Below are 19,357 nucleotides of genomic sequence, written 5' to 3'. Positions count from 1 at the left end.
ACAAGTTGCGCTTTTTTTTATAATAGTTTTTTATTCTTGATCATCTAAAGACAAAAGTATACCATTATAATTTCCTGAAATCTCTGTACCATCATTTCTAACAAAATTAAACGTTAAGGTTAAATTATCTGTAGAATAGTTAGTTACAGTAATACTACCTTGGGTGACTTCTAAATCTGGATTACTACCACTTTTATAAAATTGAATAAAACCATTTTCGTATTCTGCATCAATAATATCTCCATTTACGATAAACTCTAAACTTGATATTTCAGACAAATCATAAGTTTCATTAGATGTCAAATCTGAATGGTTTATTCTAGCATAAAAGTAATCTACATTATTAAGTGTAGTACCATTATAAGAATCTTCAATTTGTGCTTGTGTATTATTTGTTAAACTTAAAAACACCGAATTATTTAATGTAGGTTCTACAATTGCTGTTTTCATTTCAAACTCAGAATCGCCTACTGTTATTTTATTTGTTACTGTATTGTCTTCAATTGAATTATTATCATCATCTGATGAACAAGCTGTAAAAAAGACAACTAATAGACTTAGATATAAAATTTTAATTGTTTTCATTTTTTTATTTCTTTTAGTTAATAATTTTTAGTTTTTAATAAACTTTTTAATATTTTCTCTGTTATCTGATTTAATATTTATAAAATATAAACCTGCATTTAAACCAGAAACATCTATTAGATTAGAAAATATCTCTGTTTGTTTAATTATTTGTCCACTAACATTATAAATTGTTATTGAATCTATTGCATTATCTGATTTAATAAATAATTTATCGTTTACAGGATTAGGATATAGTCTTACTGAATTTGTACTTAAAGAAATATCGTCAACACTTAATGTAGAAATAAACTCATAAGCACCTAAATCTATCGTGGTGTTAAATATTCTAACGTTACCTGATAAATCAACATCACCAAATAAAGCTACATCGTAGTATGCGTTATCTCCTTGATCAACAATATAATTTGAAGCTGATGTTGGCTTATATTCACTATCTAAATTTAAGTTATCTGTTGCTTGATCTAAAGTGGTTACGTTTGTAGCATTAAATGTCCCATAAGTTCCTGCGTTTGATGATACATTTGCAATAGAATTTCTAATAAACACATCGTATGTAGAATTTAAACCGTCGGAAATATCTCTAGTTGCTGCTGTGCCATTAGTTGTATTCTGCCAAAAAATAACATTATTGATATTTAAATTTACACTACCATTACCTGAAGCTGTAATTGTATTACCATAAGTACTATTATAGTCGTTATTTATAAATGTACTGTTATTAATTACAACATCTAAAGTGCTTCCGTTATTCCAATCTTCTCTGTAGATATCTAAGGCTGTAAGATTGATATCGTTATCTGCTACCAATACATTTGCCCAACGTGTAAAAATATATCCGTTTGTACTATCAGATACTACGAGAACCAATCCCTTATTAACAATGGTGTTGTTTATAAACTTGGTGTTTTCAATAAGTAATCCTTGATTAAATTTTCTAATTTTAAGTAAATAGCCATTTGAATAATTACTTCTAAATATCGAATTTTTAATTTTTAAATTATTTGCATTTAAATTATTTGGTATAAATATCACACCATTCTCTTCTACTCCACCTGATTGTGATGTGTCGTAAATGTTTTCAAAAATAATACCATCAAAGGTCACGTTACTTGTTCTTAACTCAAATAATCGTTCCGCATTATCGGTTTTGTTTGAGGTAAAATCTCCATCAATATCATCACCATTAATATCTCCCGTAAAAATGGTTGCATTTGTGGTATGAATAGCTGTTAAATCTCTATCTGCTAGAGTCATTTCTGTTCCTGCAAAACCACCAATGATATCTACTTCGTTTGTACTAACAGCTATTGGTGTATTTTTGTCTACTAATGTATACGTTCCTTTTGCTACCCAAACAGCATCATTTAAATTTGTAAGTGCTAAAGCGTCTTCTACGTTTGTAAAAGCATCTGTCCATGAGCTACCATCGTTTACGCCTGTTGCATTTGCATCTACATAATAAACTGTTGGTATACAGTTTTCACTATAACTTGTTTGATTATCTTTAGTCCAACCTGCCACGTACAAACCACTGTTTGCTGGTGGCGAAAAGCCTGCATCAACTTGAATACAAGTTAAACTTGGATTACCATAAGCTTTCATCCAATTTATATTGCTGTTATTACCATTAGCTATATTTAATTCGTATAAAACAGTGTTATTATGACATTGTATGTCTGTAATCTGTGTATTGGCACTAATATCTAATATTTCAATTTGATTATCAGCACAATGTAAACGCGTTAAGGCTAAGTTATTACTTACATCTATAGTTGTTAAATTATTTGTGTAACAATCTAGACGTGTTAAATTGGTAAAAGCTGCAATACCTGTTAAATCTGCAATAGATAGACCATTGATAAGAAGCTCTGTTGTAGCTTGTGCTTCAGCCACTGTAATTTCAGTATCATTATTTACATTGATACTACTATCGTTTACTAAAAAACTTTTGAAATTAGCATCAGGAATATTTACTATTTGGTTTAACGCTGCGCAATCGTCGCCATAAATTGCAGAGTTACCTTTAGTCCAACCTTGGCTGTATATTCCTGCATCTGCTGGTGGTGTAAAACCAGCATCTTTTTGAATGCATGATAAACTATTTCCATAGGCTTTCATCCAGTTAATATTGCTATTATTTCCGTTAGCTAAGTTTAATTCATACAAGACTCCATTGTTATGACATTGTATATCTGTAATTAATGTATTTGCACTAATATCTAAGGTTTCAATTTGATTAGCTGCACAGTGTAAACGTGTTAATGCAGTGTTATTACTTACATCTAAAGTGGTTAAATTATTACTATAACAATCTAATCTTGTAATGTTAACAAAAGCTTCAATACCTGTTAAGTCTGAAATAGATAAACCATTTATTAATAATTCGCCCGAAAACGCTTGTGCTTCTGCAACAGAAATTTCAGAATCTGAATTTGTATTAATTGCTGAATCTGCCAACAAATAGTTTTTAAAGTTAGCATCCGGAATATTTACGTTTTGCGCAATAATACTACACCATGTAGTTATCATTAAGTAGGATAATAAGAGTAAAGTTTTTTTCATTGTAGTTAAGATTAATATTAATTTCATCTACAAAATAACAGCAACACTAAAGGTTTTTAATTTGCTTTTTTCTGAATGACTTTAATTTCTTTCTAAATGATTTATTAAAATTATCCCTACGATTATTTCATAAAAAAAGCCTGCTTAATCAAGCAGACTTTAAAAAACTATAACCAAAAAACATTTTAATTATTCGCAATTCATTTTTTGCCCATAAGGCATTTGTCCATGAATAACACCTCCAAATTGAGAGCTACCATAACCACTACCATTATACTGCTGCTTGATTAAAAAACCTTGCAAATAGCAGTCGTTATTTTTATTTTTTTCAGTGAATGCACCTTTTATCCATCGATATAAAATGTGACCTGTGTATTTATTTTTAACAATACTCCAATCGTTAGACTCTATATTAAGTTTTAATAGTTTTGCGCCATCTTTTGCAATAGTTTTAGAAACATTATTTTTAGCAAAACTCACTAATGATGCATTACTATTCATACCACCAGCTTTAGTCATTTTTATAGCATCCATAGTTGATTTTGCAGCAGCATCGTAATTGGTTTTTAACGTCGCTTCAAATTCTTTTACAATTGGTTTTGCTTTTTCTAACCAGTCTAAATGAAATTGTTGTTCGCCTTTACCAATTACATTTAAAATAGTAATATCGTTTTGGTGCATATATGATGGTACGTTAAATGCGTGTCCACCTTGATGAGATGCTGCATAAATAACAAACACGTCGTCTGCAATTAACATACCTCTTACTAAAATTGGCATACCTGTACCAAGCTCTAAAGTTTGTGATCTGTCTGCGCCAACTTTGGTTGTAAACATTCCTGAAACCAGCTCGTAACCAATATAACCTTCTGGAGACATGGCTTCTAACTCTGGTGTTGTTAAAAAACGTAACCAAGCATATTCTGGATCTTGTGCAGGTAATATATCTACATTGTCACCCATATCTGTCATCTGACGTCTTAATTTTACACGATCTACACCAACTGAGCTCATGCCTTTAGTCATCGCAAAAGGATAAGACATATATAAAAAGTCGTCACTTATTGCATTGGCTTTTTGGGGTTTATTAGCTTCTGCTTCTTGTTGCTTTTTTTCAAGATATTTTTGATAGTATAAATCTTGCTTCGCTTGGTCGTTAGGATATTTTTTAGCTAATTCCGCTTTAAATTCTTCATCGGTATATTCTGTTTTTGATGAATTTTTGGAGGAAGATGAAGTGTTTCCAACCATTCCTGAAGCATTTTGCGAGTTTGAAGATGAACTAGTATCTTCCTTTTTATTAATCTTCTTTTCTACAGCTGCTTTAGCTTTCTTTTTAAGCAATTTACCAAATTGTGCGTGCGACGTATTGTAGCACAATGCTAAAACAAATAATAATACTATTTTTTTCATAAGAATTGTGTTTGATAGACCTCAAAATAAAGTACTTAACAACCATTCTTAATTTGTTTTTTTCTGAAAATGATGTTTTTTTTTCTAAATGAATTTTAAAAATTATAAATGAAGAATCACATAAACGTTTCCTTAATCACATCTAAAAATTGATCGCGATTAGATTTTGAAATTGGAATACGTTTTTGATTATTCATCAATAAATAATCACCATCATCTTTAACCAATTCGTCCACATATTTTAAATTTATTAAATATGAGCGATGACATTTAAAAAACATAGTGTTTTGTTCCAACTGCTCCACAAAATGCTTTAGGGGCTTGCAAATGGTTTTTTGTTTACCATCAATAAGTTGAACGTTTGTGTACATACCATCTGCTTTAAAATAAACGATATCACTGTGAGATGCAAACATAATACCCTTAGGTATTTCCAATGCTATTTTATCTAAAGACAACTGCTTTAACGAGTCGCGCAACTTATTAAGTTGATCTGTAAGATTATTAGTTTTAATAGCTTCTTCTGCTTTTGCAACAGCTTCTTTTAACTCATTTGTGTCCACTGGTTTTAACAGGTAATCTATTGCAGAAAGTTTAAAAGCATCAATTGCATATTGGTTATAAGCAGTAACAAAAATGATTTTAAAATCGATTTGATTTGGGAAGTATTCTAAGATATCTAAACCTGACTGATTTGGCATTTCTATATCTAAAAATACTATGTCTGGTTTTGACTCTTTTATTAATTCTACACCAGACGCTAAATCTTGTGCTTCGACAATACTAGTAACACTTTTACAATGTTCGGTTATGAGGTTAGATAGTAAATGTCTGGCGCGTTTTTCGTCGTCTATAATTATAGCTTTCATTGTTATATTAAATTGGCATTGTTATAATCACTCTGGTTCCTGAAGCTTTTTGATTTTCATTATATAAATCTTCAATTTCAATGGTTATATCGCGTTTTAATTTGTTTTTATATAGATGTACACGTTCTTCGTTGGCTTTGGTTGCAAAAGGTTTATGTTGTGGGTTTGGACGTTTTAATTTTTCGGATTTTTGTCTACCTATACCATTATCTTCTACAGTAATTTGTAATTTGTGTTGCTCAATTAAATTAGCTTCAACCTTTAGTTCCCTATTGGTTAATTTGTGCAATAACCCATGTTTTAAAGCATTTTCTATATACGGTTGAATGAACAACGATGGCACTTTTATTTGTTTTGTATTTAACTGTTCATCGATGGTAATGTTATAATCTAACTCGTCCTCAAAACGAACTTTTTCTAATTCTAAATACAATTTTAAAGCATTAAATTCTTCTTCTAAAGTTATTTCGTTTAACTGACTGTAGTCTAAATACATTCTAATTAGACGACTAAATTTTACTAGGTATGAACTAGCTAATTCTTTTTCGTTAGACACAATATAATCTTGAATAGAGTTTAAAGCATTAAAAATAAAATGCGGATTCATTTGCGAACGCAGATTTTCTAAACGTAAATTAGTTATTTTTTTATCGATTAAAATTTTATCAATTTCTGCAATACGTTGTCTTTCTTTTTGTTTCATTCTCCATCTAAAATACAACCAAATCAACCCAAAAACAGTCAATACAACCAAACAATAAAACCAATAGGTTTGCCAAAATGGCTTTGCTATTTTAAAGGTTATTGGAACAGCATAAACAGACTGTTTTGCACTAATATTTTGTGCTTTTAGCTCAAATTTATATGTCCCACTTGATAAACTATTAAAATTTACATAGTGAGTGTTTAAAGGTATATTTTGCCAGCTTGTATCAATCTCTCTTACACGATATTGGTAGTTAACATGTTGATTAGATTGAAATCCGTTAGAATTGAAAGTTAGTCCTATTTTATTATGATTGTGAGGTAATTTATAGTTGCTTTTAACCAATGTATCACGATCATTAATAGACACTGTCTCTATCCTAACCTTAGCTGTTTTAAATGTTTTAAATAAGTTTTGTGACTTTGGAAGCGTGTAAAATGCTTTTGGACGAATTATAATAATTTGATTTTTAAGTACTAAAAAATCATTAACTGCTGTATCTAAACCATCTTGGGTACTTAATAATTTAAGTGCGTTGTTTTTTAATTGGTACTGAAATAAGCCAGAATCGGATGAAAACCATAATACATCATCATCATAATGTATATTGTTTATTTGAAAGTTATTTGGTAAGTTATGATCAAATTTTGTTAAACTATCATTTTTAAATTTAAGCAATCCGTTATGTTGTGTAGATAACCATATACCATCATTACTTTTTGTAATGCAATTAACCAATAAACTTTTAAAATTATATTGTATTTCTTCTGAAGAATAAGATGCTGTATTATACTTATAAAAACCATCTATATAAGATACAAACAGCGTTTTACCAATTACTGTTGAAGCTTTTACACGACTGTCTTTAATAATTATTTTTTCAGTTTTATTAAAAGGATTTTTATAAACAATACCTTGACGATAATTACCATAAAACAAAATACTATCATTAATTTTAGAAAATGTTTTGGCAACCGAAAACCTATTATTAAAATCTGTAATTTTATTGGTTTTTAAATTAACCACAAAAGATTCTGATGCGTTAATACTTACTATTAATTGTTTTTTTTGCTCATCAAAATATAATTTACCTATAATTTTTTTTCCTGGTAATTGCAGTGTTTTATAAAGCTTATTTTCTTTATAAAACAAAAGTTTCCCATTATTGGTTCCTAACACAAATTTATTATTTTGTAAAGCTACAGACGATGTTATTTTAGCCTCTACAAACTCTAAATTTGTACGTCTAACATTTAGATTTGGAGCTACAAACACACCGTTATCTAAAGTTGTAAACCAATAATTATTATTAAAATCTACTTCAACATCAGTGATAGATTCTGTGTTAAAAAGTTGTTCTCTAAAAATAAACGCTTCTTTTTTAAAATCATAAATAAACACTCCTGAACTAGTTAAAAACCAATATGCATCATTAAATTTTAGAAGTCCGTAAATGATTTCATTTCGTATTTCTGATGGTGTTTTAAGTTGTTTTGTTGAATTATTTGTTTTGTTAATAGAATAAATAATATTACCACTTTCACTTTTGTGTGTAAAAAATATGACATTGTTAAAGGCGAAAAGTTTTGGCGATTGTATATTTTTAACACTCGTAATTTCAAATAATTTTGACTTTTCCTTTTTATTGAATTTATAAATACTCTGTCCTTTTGTATCTCCTTCAGAATTTATAGCAAAAGTGTAATTAGTAGTATTACTATTAGAGTTACTAATACACATAGCACCAAAAAACTTAGTTGTTTTTTTTGTTATAATATCAATATCATAAATACCTGTTACAGTAAATAATCTGATATAGTCTTCGTGTATTGTAAAAGGTGCTAATTGACCAATTACTAATTTACTGGCATCGTGAAAAAGTTTCAGGCTATTGTCTTCTACATAAAATATTTGTCCATAAATATTATTACACCACAAAGTTCCATTACTATCAAGTTTTAACTGAAATAAGGAGTTTGCTTTTTGTTTAGGATGACTAAAATGCTTGTAATTTTTTCCGTTATACCTGTACAAACCTTTATCTGCTGCTAACCATATATAGTGTTGTTTATCTTCTATTACATCATAAAACTCAACATCTGGAAGTTTAGAAACATTAGACATAGGCACAAAAACAGGGTTTTGTGCTTGCAAAAAACAAATGTTTACTAAAAATAATATGTAAAAAATAAAACGAGACATAATGACTGATTAACAAAATTAATATTTAATCACATATTCTGTTTTATTTTTTTCTGTAGGTCTCTTTTTTTTTTCTAAACTAAAAACGCAACCCTTACAGGTTGCGTTTTTTTCTTTATCAAATTAATATAACTAACTAATAAAATTAAAAGATAAAGGGTATTCTGGGTTTTGACCGTTGCTTACTTTTATTGCATTTAAGACTGGATAAATGATAGATACTAATCCTAAAACAAACCAGCCTAATAATCCTAATCCAAATAACAGTATTAAAGGTACACAAACAATATATAATACAACTAAGCTTAATTGAAAATTAACAATTGCTTTACCTTGTGTATCCATTTGATATACTCTGTCCTTTTGCGTTATCCATAATATAAATGGTAATATTAAACTACCACAACCTATTAATAAAGTTACTAATTGACTTAAATGGGTTAATACTAATAATTGTCTATCTGTTTTCATTGATGATTGATTTAAATTGATGATTGATTTTGCAAATCTTATTACTGACTTACACATATATGACGCGTTAAACTTCAAAATGTTACAATTTTTAATTATTTAATTTATTCTTAACAACTCTATAACCATCAAATAACATTATTAAATTAATTATGCATGCATAACATAAAACGTATCATGGCTAAACAATTTAACAGACGATCTTTTTTAAAAAATTCATTATTAGCAACTGGAGGAATTATTCTAATTCCTAATTTTATTAGTTGTTCCAACGATGACGATATAAGTGATCAAATTTTAATTCCAGAAAACTTAAACCAATCTAATTTTGACTTTGGTGTAGCTAGTTTTGACCCTACCCAAACTCAAGTTATTATTTGGACCAGATATTCTACTGAAAATGCAAATGCTACTTTAGTGTGGCAAATTTCTACAGATTCTTCTTTTAATACTTTAGTAAGAAGTGGAGAAGTAACAACAGATAGCTCTCGTGATTTTACTATTGCTGTAGAAGTACAAGATTTACAAGCAGACCAAAAATTATATTATCGTTTTATTAATCTAAATGATCAAACTGTTTCACCTATTGGAGAGACTATAACATTACCTACAGGTAGTGTTAATCAAGTAAAACTTGGTGTTACCTCTTGCGCTAATTATGCTGCAGGTTTATTTAATGTTTATAATGCTATGGCTAATTCTGACATAGATATTGTAGTGCATTTAGGCGATTATATATATGAATATGGAGAAAACGAATATGGTACTAATCAATATACCGAAACACTAGGAAGAACACACAATCCAACACACGAAATTATTACTTTAGACGACTACAGAACCCGTTATAAGCAATACAGAAGTGATGAAAACTTAATGTTATTACACCAGAAAAAGCCATTTATTTCGGTTTGGGATGATCATGAAATCACTAACGATACGTATGTAAACGGAGCAGAAAACCACCAAGAAGACGAAGGGTCTTTTGAAGCTAGAAAACAAAGTGCTTTACAAGCTTACAGCGAGTATCTTCCTGCTATGACAAATGATATTAGCATTATTTATAGAAGCTTTCAAATAGGTGATTTAGCTAACTTAATTATGCTTGACACACGTTTAGTAGGTCGTGATAAACAGCTAAGTATTACTGATTATTTTGATCCTTCAGGTAATTTTGATGCAGCAACTTACCAACAAGAATGGTTAGATCCTAGTAGAACTATGTTAGGTACAACACAAAAAAATTGGTTATTAGGAGAAGTGTCTGGTAACACAGCAGAGTGGCAAGTATTAGGTCAACAAGTATTAATGGGTAAAATGATGGTTCCTGCAGAATTGTTAAATGCATTAGGTACAATTATAGCAGAAATAAGCGCAACAGGATCTGCATCAGACGCTTCTATGGCAGCATTCCAACAACAATTAACAGAATTAGTTCAGTTAAAAGTAAGAGTCTTAAATAACGATCCTACATTAACTCCTCAAGAATTAGCTAGAATAAATACAGTTTTACCATACAATTTAGATGCTTGGGATGGCTATCCAACCGAAAGGGAAATTATCTTAGAAGCTTTTGCTGGTAAAAAATTAGTAGTTCTAGCTGGTGATACACACAATGCTTGGTCTAGTCAGATTGTATCCAATAGCGGAAACGTTACCGCAACCGAGTTTGCAACATCATCTGTATCATCACCTGGTTTTGACACCTATTTAGGTTCTGAACCTGCTTTTGTAAGCGCTTTTCAAGATGCAATTACTATATTAATTGATGACTTAAATTATTTTGACTCAGCCCAACGTGGTTACATGCAAGTAACCTTTGCTCCAGGAAGTGCAACTTCTAATTGGATATTTGTAGACACTGTTTTTTCTGACTCTTTTTCAGCACAAACAGGACAAACTATAACAGCATAAAATAACTTAACTTAATAATAAAACCCTAAGTGTTTTTAAAACATTTAGGGTTTTACCTTTTAATGAGGTAATTTATCTTTAACTACACCGTATAAAAAAGTACCTAAAGCTGCCGATAAAAACACAATTATTATAGGTAAATATCCAGCTCCTATTAATACAAAAATTGGTCCTGGACAAGCGCCAACTAAAGCCCAACCTAAACCAAAAATAATTCCACCATACATGTATCTTGAAAACGATTTGTCTTTAGGAGCAATTTTTATTTCATTTCCATCAAAGGATTTTATTTTATAACGTTTTATAATTTGTACAAACAAAATTCCAAAAGCTAAAGCAGTACCAATAATTCCGTACATATGAAACGCTTCAAAACGGAACATCTCATAAATTCTAAACCATGAAGCAGCTTCAGATTTAAACATAATAATTCCGAAGAAAAACCCAATTAATATAAAAAGTATTTGTTTCATCATTAAAAAATTAAAGGGAATAATAAATGTACCATTACTAATCCTCCTATAAAGAACCCAATAACAGCAATTAACGACGGTAATTGTAAATTACTTAATCCAGAAATAGCATGACCAGACGTACAACCTCCTGCGTAACGTGCTCCAAATCCAACTGAAAGTCCACCAATAACTAAAATTACGATAGTTTTTATATCGCTTAAAGCGGAAATTGAAAATAGCTCGACAGGTAAGTATTTATTATCAACCGAAACTTGTATACTTGATAAGGATGCTTTTGTAGCTTCACTAATAGCAGGCATTTCTGCAGCAGATAAATAATGAGATGCCACAAAACCACCAAGCATTGCTCCAAAAACAACCAGTAGGTTCCATTGGTCAGACTTCCAATCAAATCTAAAAAAAGCACTAGCTTTTCCTGCTCCACAAGCAGCACAAAAGGTTCTTAAATTGGAAGACATTCCAAACCTTTTTCCCATTAATAATAAAATTAGCATTGTTAGTGCTATCAAAAAACCAGAGACAAACCAATGCCAAGGTTGAAATAAAAAATCCATAAATTAAATTTGCGCAAAAATACGTGCTACAAATCAATTTATGGACTTTTAGTCTACTAATTTTATAGGAATTAACCTATTATAAAACTAATGCTATTTAACGCTACAACCTGCGCTTTCTTTCCTCACACCTAACTTTACTAATATAGTTTCTAACAAACACCATTTTGTAAAAGCTGATTGTATTAAGTTAACGCCAATAAATACAGTAAACCACATCCATTTTGGGCTTACATAAACAGAAAGCACCACACTTAACAATACCATTACACCAACAATTACTCTAAAATATGTATTCAACATCTTTATTCTTTTTTAAAATTTAATATTCATGTGATTCTGAACGTATTTCAGAACCTAATTATTCACAACTCAACTTTCTTTTTATTACCCAATCTTATCTGCAAACCGCTCGTCATTCTGAATTCATTTCAGAATCTCATTATTAACAACACAGTTTCCCATTATTTATAATTCTTCTTCTCTATCATATAATAAACAAGAGGCACAACCAGTAAAGTCAATACTGTAGACACAATAGTCCCTCCCATTAATGATATTGCCAATCCTTGAAAAATCGGATCAAACAGGATCACAAATGCTCCAATAACAACCGTTCCTGCTGTTAATAAAATTGGTGTTGTACGCACTGCTCCTGCTTCAATACACGCTTGTTTTAGTGGCACACCTTCCGCTGTTCTTAAATTTATAAAGTCAATAAGTAAAACCGAATTCCTAACCATAATTCCTGCTAAAGCAATCATCCCAATAAACGACGTTGCGGTAAAGAATGCTCCCATAATCCAGTGTCCTAAAATAATTCCGATTAACGATAATGGTATTGCCACCATCATAACAATTGGTGCTTTAAAGTTTTGAAACCATCCTACAATTAAGATGTATATTAAGATAATAGCTCCTAAAAAGGCAATACCTAAATCTCTAAAAACTTCCAACGTAATTTGCCATTCACCATCCCATTTTACCGTATAATTATCTTCAAAGTCTGGCTGACCTAAATACATTTCGTTTAACTCGTAGCCTTTTGGCAACGGAATCTGTTTTAACTTTTCTTCCATTCCAAGAATAGCATACGCAGGACTTTCTAATTCTCCAGCCATATCTGCCATAACATAAACGACACGTTTTTGATTTTTACGGTAAATGCTTTTTGCAGCTATGGTTTCGGTAATAGTTACCAAGTCTGCAATAGGCACCATATTACCTTGTTTAGGTTTCACCTTTAATTGCGAAATATCAGTAATTGTAGATTTTTCTTTTTCATCTAAAGTCAATACTAATCCTACTTGGTTTACAGCATCTTCATCATATAAATTAGTGATAGCTCTGTTAGACAATGCCATATTCATGGTGTATGCTATTTGTTGTGGTGCAACACCATACAACATGGCTTTTTCTTTATTAATATCAAATTGATATTCGGTTTGATCCGCTTCCACCATCCAATCAATATCCACCACATCAGTTGTATTTTTTAAAATCTCTTGAACGCTATTAGCAATCCTAATTTGCTCATTATAATCAGGTCCATATACTTCTGCAACAATCGTTGACAATACAGGAGGTCCTGGTGGCACTTCTACCAATTTAATATTGGCATTATACTTTGCAGCAATTTTCTGAATATCTGGACGCATTAATTTAGCAATACCATGACTTTGAATATCACGTTCGCCTTTATCAATTAAATTCACCTGGATATCTGCCATATTAGATCCACCACGTAAATCGTAATGACGTACCAAACCGTTAAACGTAATTGGTGCAGACGTACCCACGTAATTTTGATAATTAACCACTTCTGGTCGTGTTGACAAGTATTGCGACACTTCTTGTGCTACAACTCCTGTACGTTCTAGTGTGGTACCTTCAGGCATATCAATAACCACCTGAAACTCATTCTTGTTATCAAAAGGTAACATTTTAACAGCAACCGATTTGGTAAAAAACAACACTATTGTTAACATTAAACCCATAAAAGTCAATCCTAAAAACAACCAACGTTTGCTCTTACTTTCTAATAAAGGACGTTCAAACTTGTTGTAAACCTTATAAATAAGTGTGTCTTCAACTGGTTTTTCCGGTTTCTCTTCTGCGCCTTTTTTATCTTTTTCTCTTAAAAAAATATAACCTAAATAAGGTGTAATAGTTAAAGCTACAAATAAGGATAATATCATAGCAATGGATGCTCCTATTGGCATTGGTGCCATATATGGCCCCATTAATCCTGATACAAAAGCCATAGGTAAAACTGATGCTATTACAGTAAATGTTGCTAAAATGGTTGGGTTTCCAACTTCATTTATTGCATATAAAGCAGCCTCTTTAAATGGCAAACGTTTCATCTTAAAATGTCGGTGCATATTTTCTGCAATAATAATGGAATCATCCACTACAATTCCTGTTACAAATACTAACGCGAATAAAGTAATTCGGTTTAGCGTGTAATCCATCATGTAGTAACTTAGTAAGGTCAATGCAAACGTAATTGGAACCGATAAAAACACGACCAATCCACCACGCCAACCCATGGCTAACATCACTACAAGTGTAACTGCAAAGATAGACCCAATAAGGTGCCAAAGTAATTCTGACACTTTATGAGACGCTGTTTCACCATAATTTCTTGTAATTTCTACATGTACATCATCCGGAATTAAAGTGCTACGTAAGTGATCTACTTTATCAATAATCACATCTGCAATTTTCATGGCATCTGCACCTTTACGTTTAGCAACCGAAATGGTGACTGCAGGATATTCCGACTTATAATCAGCCGATTTTACACTTCCTTTTCCGTAACCTAAACTCACATAATTTTGTGGTACTTCTGGTCCATCAATGATTTTAGCGACTTGCTTTAAATATATTGGTTGATTTTGTTGCACACCAACCACCAGATTTTCAACATCAGTAACCGAAGCTAAAAAAGCACCTGTATTTACTAAAAACTCAGTATCATTCTTATCAAAACTACCAGCACTTAATTGGCTGTTATTTGCTTTAATCATTTCCGAAACCGACAAGAAATCCAAACCACTTGCAGCCAATTTATCTTTATCTAAAACCACACGTAATTGGCGATCTCTACCACCAATTTTATGCGTAATAGCCACATCGTTTATCTTCTTAATTTCAGCTTCTAACTCTTGAGCCATTTGGTTTAATTGGTAATCGTCATAATTTTCACTCCACAACGTTAACCCTAACATTGGCACATCATCAATCGCACGCGTTTTTACTAACGGAAACGTAACACCTTCAGGCATTTGATCCATATGCTTGTTAATTTCGTTGTATAATTTAACGAAACTACGCTCAATATCTTCGCCAACATAAAACTGTACGATGACCATTCCTTGCTCTTTCATGGACGTAGAATACACATATTCTACACCTTTAATATTCGAAATTAATTGCTCTAAAGGTTTTATTACACGCGACTCCACTTCGGTAGGACTTGCTCCAGGATAACCCACAAAAATGTCTGCCATAGGCACATCAATTTGCGGTTCTTCTTCACGCGGAATTAAAAACGAACTGTACACACCAACTACCATAAATACAATCATTAAAAGCACTGTAAGCTTCGATTGCATAAAGACTTTGGCAATTTTACCTGCGATTCCTTCTTTCATAATTATTACTTTTTTTCATTCCCAAGACAATGGAAATCTTTATATTTTGGGCGTTTTAACAGGCTATCCGTTGCAATCTTTTTACTTGTTCTCGATACAAATTTGCTTAGGCAAATTCACTCGAACTGACGTAAAAAGGATTTCCACTTCTATCCTTAACGCGACTTATTAGTTATTGAATTGAAATTTTAGCGCCATTAAATAATTTTCCTTCAGCAGAAACAATGTATGCTTCGTCTGCATTTAAACCAGATAACACTTCCACTTGATCTCCAAAAGTTCTACCTAAACGTAACCATCGTAATAATGCTGTATTGCTTTGGCTTACTGTATAAACTCCGGATAATTGTCCGTTTGTAACAATAGCTTCAGTAGGTATTAAAACCATTGATGACGTTGCTTTTCTCTCTACAGGAAATTGCACTGTTGTAAACATGCCTGATAAAATATTAGCTTCTGTTTTATCTAAATCAATCTTCACTAAATACTGTCCTCCAGTATTTTTGGCTGATGTACTTACTTCTTTTACTTTTCCTTTTAAAGTTTTGTTAATCGATTTAACCAAAACATCTACTGAAGTTCCTGATTTAATCTCTAAAATTTCAGTTTCAGGTACCATTGCCATCACTTCAAAATTTCCAGGTGTTTCTATACTTATTAATGGCACACCAGGATTTGACATATTACCAGCTTCTACATTTTTACTAGTTACGGTTCCGCTAAAAGGTGCAGTAATATTACTGTAAGCAAACTGTGCGTTAATCTCGTTTTTCATTTGATTGGCACCTTTTACTCTAGCCTTAGCCATTTCGTAATTTGCAGTCATATCATCCATTTCTTTTTGAGAGGCGCTATTGTCTGCAAATAAGTTTTTAAAACGGTTATAATCTTTTTCCGCATTATTTAAAGCTGCATTAGCTTCTGTAATTCCTGCATTAACCTGAGCTCTTTTAGCTTGTAAATCGCTATTATTAATAGAGACTAATAATTGTCCTTTACGCACTTTATCGCCAACGTTAACATGTACTTTATTAACATAACCCATCATTCTAGTACTTAAATCTGCACTATTTGTAGCTTGAATTTTTCCGCTAACCGATAAAAAAGGACTGTTGGTATTTGCTGTAACTTGACTAGTTTTTACACTAATTGCTGGCGAATTATCTACCACTGGTTTTTTGTCTTCGTTACCACAACTGGCTACAAATATCGCTATAGAAAGTGTAAGAATTGTATATATTTTTTTCATGGTTATTATTTTTTATTTAAGACACTTCGACTGCGCTTAGTGTGACATTTTTATAATTAAGAACTCTCGGAAATTAATCTTGATTCTTGGTTCTATATTCTTGTATCTTTTTTATTCTTTAGTTAAAAATTGTAAATATGCTTGTGTGTAATTGTATTCAAAAATGGTTTGGTAATATTCCAATTGCTTTTGTGCATATTGCGTTTCGGCAATTAATAAATCGGATGTTTTTTCTAGACCTTCTTTAAATCTGTTGGTTCTAATACGTAAAGATTCTTCTGACTGTTGCAATGCTAAAGTTTTTAATTTCAACTTATTATCAGCATCTATAAAAGCGCGTTTAGCTTTGTTTAATTCTAATTTACTTTTAGATACATATTGCTTGTATTCTAATTTAGATTTTTCGAATTCTGATTTACTTTTTTGAGCTTTACCAATACGTTTAGACCCTTGAAATATATCCCAACTTAATTGTGCTCCGAATAGATAACCATTAGCGCTTCCTTGAAAAATTTGATCGTCATACAACTCATAACTTCCAAACGCATTTAAACGTGGTAAAAACGCCATTTTATCTGCTTTATTCATCGCTTCATAAGCATTGGTTGCTAATTGCATGGCTTTAATGTCAGAACGATTTTCTGAAACCTTATTATCGTCTAAAGTAAACGTTGCAATGGACAATTCATCACTTGGCATATACACAACATAAGCATCATCATTCATTAAAAAAGACAAATAATTAGAGGCATTTTGCACATTACTTTTAGCTGTTTGTAATTGATTTAGAACTTCAGTAACACGTACTTCAACATTCAGTACATCTGCACGTTGTAAATACCCTTGTTTAAAACTGTCATCAGCTAATTTTTTATTAGCATTTGCAGCTTCTAATGCTTTTTCTAACACGTCTACCGCTTTATAGGCTAATTGTAATTGCATGTAGGCTTTATCCACTTCAAACACCAAATACTCTTGTGTACGTTCTGTCTTTAAAGACATGGCTTCCATTTTTGACTTAGCAGCTTTACGTTGGTAAATACCATCTAAATTAATTAATGGTTGCTGAATTTCGAATTTAGTAGCATAGTTTTCAATCTTCGAAGGATCGTTTAATAATGCAGGATTAAAATCGTTTGAGCTTAAAATCTCCTGATTTAATTTAGAACCAAAAGCCATCAAAGGATTAGTCGTCGCCATTGCAGTGTGACTTGCTGTAATGTTTGGCAAAAACACTGCATTGGTTTGCCTGTAATCTGCTTTGGCTGCATTAAAATCTTCTTCAGAAATTTTTATACTAGTATTATTCTCAGATACCTTTGACAAAACATCAGATTTTGCAATGGGCACCAAGTCTTGTGCTTTTACAGACATGCTGAAAACAAAAAGTAAAGCGACTATATATATGTGTTTTTTCATTTATCAATAATTTACAGTACAAAAATAGTTCAGGAATTTACTTTAGTTAGTAACATAGGTTACTTAAGAAAAGTAATTTGAAATAAGACACCTTCAATAGTTATAAATTTAGAATAAATGAAAAGTATACACACTGATAATTATCATACAAAACACTGACTGTTAAACAATTGCACAAACAACACTAATGATTAATTTTTATTAAGCACCCAAAAAACAACATAAAACCGAAGTCTTGTTATAAATAAATTAGTATCTCTTACTTTTGCATGCTATATGGATTCATTAACACAAATAGTATTAGGAGCAGCTGTAGGCGAAGCTGTTTTAGGTAGAAAAATTGGAAATAAAGCCATGCTTTATGGTGCTATTGCAGGAACCATTCCGGATTTAGATGTTTTAGCCTCTTTTTTTACGGACAGTGTTACAGCACTTTATGTACATCGTGGATTTACGCATTCTATTGTGTTTTCTGTGCTGTTTGCCCCTATTTTAACTTGGATTGTCACGCGTTACGAAACCTATAAAAACTTTAAAAACTGGACTTGGCTATTCTTTTTAGCTTTTGTAACTCATCCTATATTAGATGCACACACTACTTGGGGAACACAACTATTTTGGCCTTTTGATTTACGATTAGCCTTTAAAAACATATTTGTAGTTGACCCATTGTACACAGTCCCTTTTCTGATATTTTTAATTTTGGCGATGCGTCAAAAACGGACCACTGCAAAACGACGTTTTTATAACAATATGGGATTAATAATAAGTACGACGTACTTAGCCATTACGCTACTTATAAAATGGGCAGCTTACACAAAATTTGAATCTGCTTTAAAAGACCAAAACATAGCTTATTTAGATATTGATACTAGACCATCTGCATTAAATACCATACTTTGGAGCGCTAATGTGCAAACTGAAGATGCTTATTTATTGGGGAATTATTCGTTTTTTGACAGCCAACCAATCACTTTTGAAAGCTATCCAAAAAAACACTACTTATTAGGTAGTCTTGTTGAAGATAAAAGTGTAAAGCAAATGATTGCCATTACGGAAGGTTGGTACACAATTACTAAAACAGAAAACACCCTTTATTTTAACGATTTACGTTTTGGATTATTAAGTTTAAAACCAAAATCAGACAGTTTTGTTTTTAAATACAAATTAGATGTTGATCCTTCTGGTAAAGTTTCATTTATTGAAGCTCCAAAAGATTCTAATGACGGTAAAAAGCTGTTATCAGAACTTTGGCAACGTGTGAAAGGGAATTAA

Annotated in this window: 14 protein-coding genes; 2 read left to right on the top strand and 12 right to left on the bottom strand. The window is 31.3% G+C overall.

Annotated elements, in window-relative coordinates; genetic code table 11:
* Positions 1-30: 30 nt before the first annotated feature.
* The 6 genes from JAO71_RS02690 to JAO71_RS02665 all read right to left on the bottom strand — a co-directional run bounded on the left by JAO71_RS02690 (position 31) and on the right by JAO71_RS02665 (position 8,811).
* Complete coding sequence (locus JAO71_RS02690) at positions 31-585, bottom strand: hypothetical protein (RefSeq protein ID WP_202998647.1); 555 nt, start codon at positions 583-585, stop codon at positions 31-33.
* A gap of 27 nt (positions 586-612) precedes the next feature.
* Positions 613-3,150 (bottom strand): T9SS type A sorting domain-containing protein, encoded by a 2,538-nt coding sequence (locus JAO71_RS02685; protein ID WP_202998645.1) that lies wholly within the window; start codon positions 3,148-3,150, stop codon positions 613-615.
* Positions 3,151-3,339: 189 nt separating this feature from the next.
* A complete protein-coding gene (locus JAO71_RS02680) occupies positions 3,340-4,563 on the bottom strand; it encodes a hypothetical protein (protein WP_202998637.1) in 1,224 nt (407 codons plus the stop codon).
* A gap of 116 nt (positions 4,564-4,679) precedes the next feature.
* Positions 4,680-5,432: a LytR/AlgR family response regulator transcription factor gene (locus JAO71_RS02675; RefSeq protein ID WP_202998635.1), complete on the bottom strand. Its 753-nt coding sequence runs from the start codon at positions 5,430-5,432 to the stop codon at positions 4,680-4,682.
* Positions 5,433-5,439: 7 nt separating this feature from the next.
* Positions 5,440-8,292, bottom strand: a complete 2,853-nt coding sequence (locus JAO71_RS02670) for a sensor histidine kinase (RefSeq protein WP_236011147.1) — start codon at positions 8,290-8,292, stop codon at positions 5,440-5,442.
* A 180-nt stretch (positions 8,293-8,472) separates the two neighbouring features.
* Positions 8,473-8,811 carry a DUF4870 domain-containing protein gene (locus JAO71_RS02665; protein WP_028291002.1) on the bottom strand — a complete coding sequence of 113 codons (339 nt, stop codon included), beginning with the start codon at positions 8,809-8,811 and terminating at the stop codon, positions 8,473-8,475.
* A gap of 156 nt (positions 8,812-8,967) precedes the next feature.
* On the opposite strand from JAO71_RS02665, the gene JAO71_RS02660 reads away from it, so the two are divergent.
* Positions 8,968-10,725 carry an alkaline phosphatase D family protein gene (locus JAO71_RS02660; RefSeq protein WP_236011145.1) on the top strand — a complete coding sequence of 586 codons (1,758 nt, stop codon included), beginning with the start codon at positions 8,968-8,970 and terminating at the stop codon, positions 10,723-10,725.
* A 59-nt stretch (positions 10,726-10,784) separates the two neighbouring features.
* Here the strand turns inward: JAO71_RS02660 and JAO71_RS02655 are convergent, their stop codons facing one another.
* From JAO71_RS02655 to JAO71_RS02630, 6 genes are all read right to left on the bottom strand, one after another.
* Complete coding sequence (locus tag JAO71_RS02655) at positions 10,785-11,198, bottom strand: DUF6691 family protein (RefSeq protein WP_202998631.1); 414 nt, start codon at positions 11,196-11,198, stop codon at positions 10,785-10,787.
* A gap of 2 nt (positions 11,199-11,200) precedes the next feature.
* Positions 11,201-11,755, bottom strand: coding sequence for a YeeE/YedE family protein (locus JAO71_RS02650; protein ID WP_202998629.1), 555 nt, complete (start codon positions 11,753-11,755; stop codon positions 11,201-11,203).
* Between the two features lie 93 nt (positions 11,756-11,848).
* Positions 11,849-12,058: a YgaP family membrane protein gene (locus JAO71_RS02645; protein ID WP_116822969.1), complete on the bottom strand. Its 210-nt coding sequence runs from the start codon at positions 12,056-12,058 to the stop codon at positions 11,849-11,851.
* A gap of 161 nt (positions 12,059-12,219) precedes the next feature.
* On the bottom strand, positions 12,220-15,414 hold the full coding sequence (locus JAO71_RS02640; protein WP_202998627.1) for an efflux RND transporter permease subunit: 3,195 nt from the start codon (positions 15,412-15,414) through the stop codon (positions 12,220-12,222).
* A 172-nt stretch (positions 15,415-15,586) separates the two neighbouring features.
* Positions 15,587-16,663 carry an efflux RND transporter periplasmic adaptor subunit gene (locus tag JAO71_RS02635; protein ID WP_116822971.1) on the bottom strand — a complete coding sequence of 359 codons (1,077 nt, stop codon included), beginning with the start codon at positions 16,661-16,663 and terminating at the stop codon, positions 15,587-15,589.
* A 111-nt stretch (positions 16,664-16,774) separates the two neighbouring features.
* On the bottom strand, positions 16,775-18,082 hold the full coding sequence (locus JAO71_RS02630) for a TolC family protein (protein ID WP_202998625.1): 1,308 nt from the start codon (positions 18,080-18,082) through the stop codon (positions 16,775-16,777).
* Positions 18,083-18,358: 276 nt separating this feature from the next.
* Between JAO71_RS02630 and JAO71_RS02625 the strand changes: the two genes are divergently transcribed.
* Complete coding sequence (locus JAO71_RS02625; protein ID WP_202998622.1) at positions 18,359-19,357, top strand: metal-dependent hydrolase; 999 nt, start codon at positions 18,359-18,361, stop codon at positions 19,355-19,357.

The organism is Olleya sediminilitoris (genome assembly GCF_016785945.1).
Taxonomy (GTDB): Bacteria; Bacteroidota; Bacteroidia; order Flavobacteriales; family Flavobacteriaceae; genus Olleya; species Olleya sediminilitoris.
Note: the sequence above shows the minus strand (reverse complement) of the source record. Positions and strands in the feature narration are given on the sequence as shown.

Bases quoted from the DNA above. Each gene is read 5' to 3' on its own strand.
- JAO71_RS02650 (WP_202998629.1), bottom strand. From the start codon at position 11,755: ATGGATTTTTTATTTCAACCTTGGCATTGGTTTGTCTCTGGTTTTTTG.
- JAO71_RS02665 (WP_028291002.1), bottom strand. From the start codon at position 8,811: ATGAAAACAGATAGACAATTATTAGTATTAACCCATTTAAGTCAATTA.
- JAO71_RS02630 (WP_202998625.1), bottom strand. From the start codon at position 18,082: ATGAAAAAACACATATATATAGTCGCTTTACTTTTTGTTTTCAGCATG.
- JAO71_RS02675 (WP_202998635.1), bottom strand. From the start codon at position 5,432: ATGAAAGCTATAATTATAGACGACGAAAAACGCGCCAGACATTTACTA.
- JAO71_RS02655 (WP_202998631.1), bottom strand. From the start codon at position 11,198: ATGAAACAAATACTTTTTATATTAATTGGGTTTTTCTTCGGAATTATT.
- JAO71_RS02690 (WP_202998647.1), bottom strand. From the start codon at position 585: ATGAAAACAATTAAAATTTTATATCTAAGTCTATTAGTTGTCTTTTTT.
- JAO71_RS02635 (WP_116822971.1), bottom strand. From the start codon at position 16,663: ATGAAAAAAATATATACAATTCTTACACTTTCTATAGCGATATTTGTA.
- JAO71_RS02645 (WP_116822969.1), bottom strand. From the start codon at position 12,058: ATGTTGAATACATATTTTAGAGTAATTGTTGGTGTAATGGTATTGTTA.
- JAO71_RS02640 (WP_202998627.1), bottom strand. From the start codon at position 15,414: ATGAAAGAAGGAATCGCAGGTAAAATTGCCAAAGTCTTTATGCAATCG.
- JAO71_RS02680 (WP_202998637.1), bottom strand. From the start codon at position 4,563: ATGAAAAAAATAGTATTATTATTTGTTTTAGCATTGTGCTACAATACG.
- JAO71_RS02685 (WP_202998645.1), bottom strand. From the start codon at position 3,150: ATGAAAAAAACTTTACTCTTATTATCCTACTTAATGATAACTACATGG.
- JAO71_RS02625 (WP_202998622.1), top strand. From the start codon at position 18,359: ATGGATTCATTAACACAAATAGTATTAGGAGCAGCTGTAGGCGAAGCT.
- JAO71_RS02660 (WP_236011145.1), top strand. From the start codon at position 8,968: ATGCATAACATAAAACGTATCATGGCTAAACAATTTAACAGACGATCT.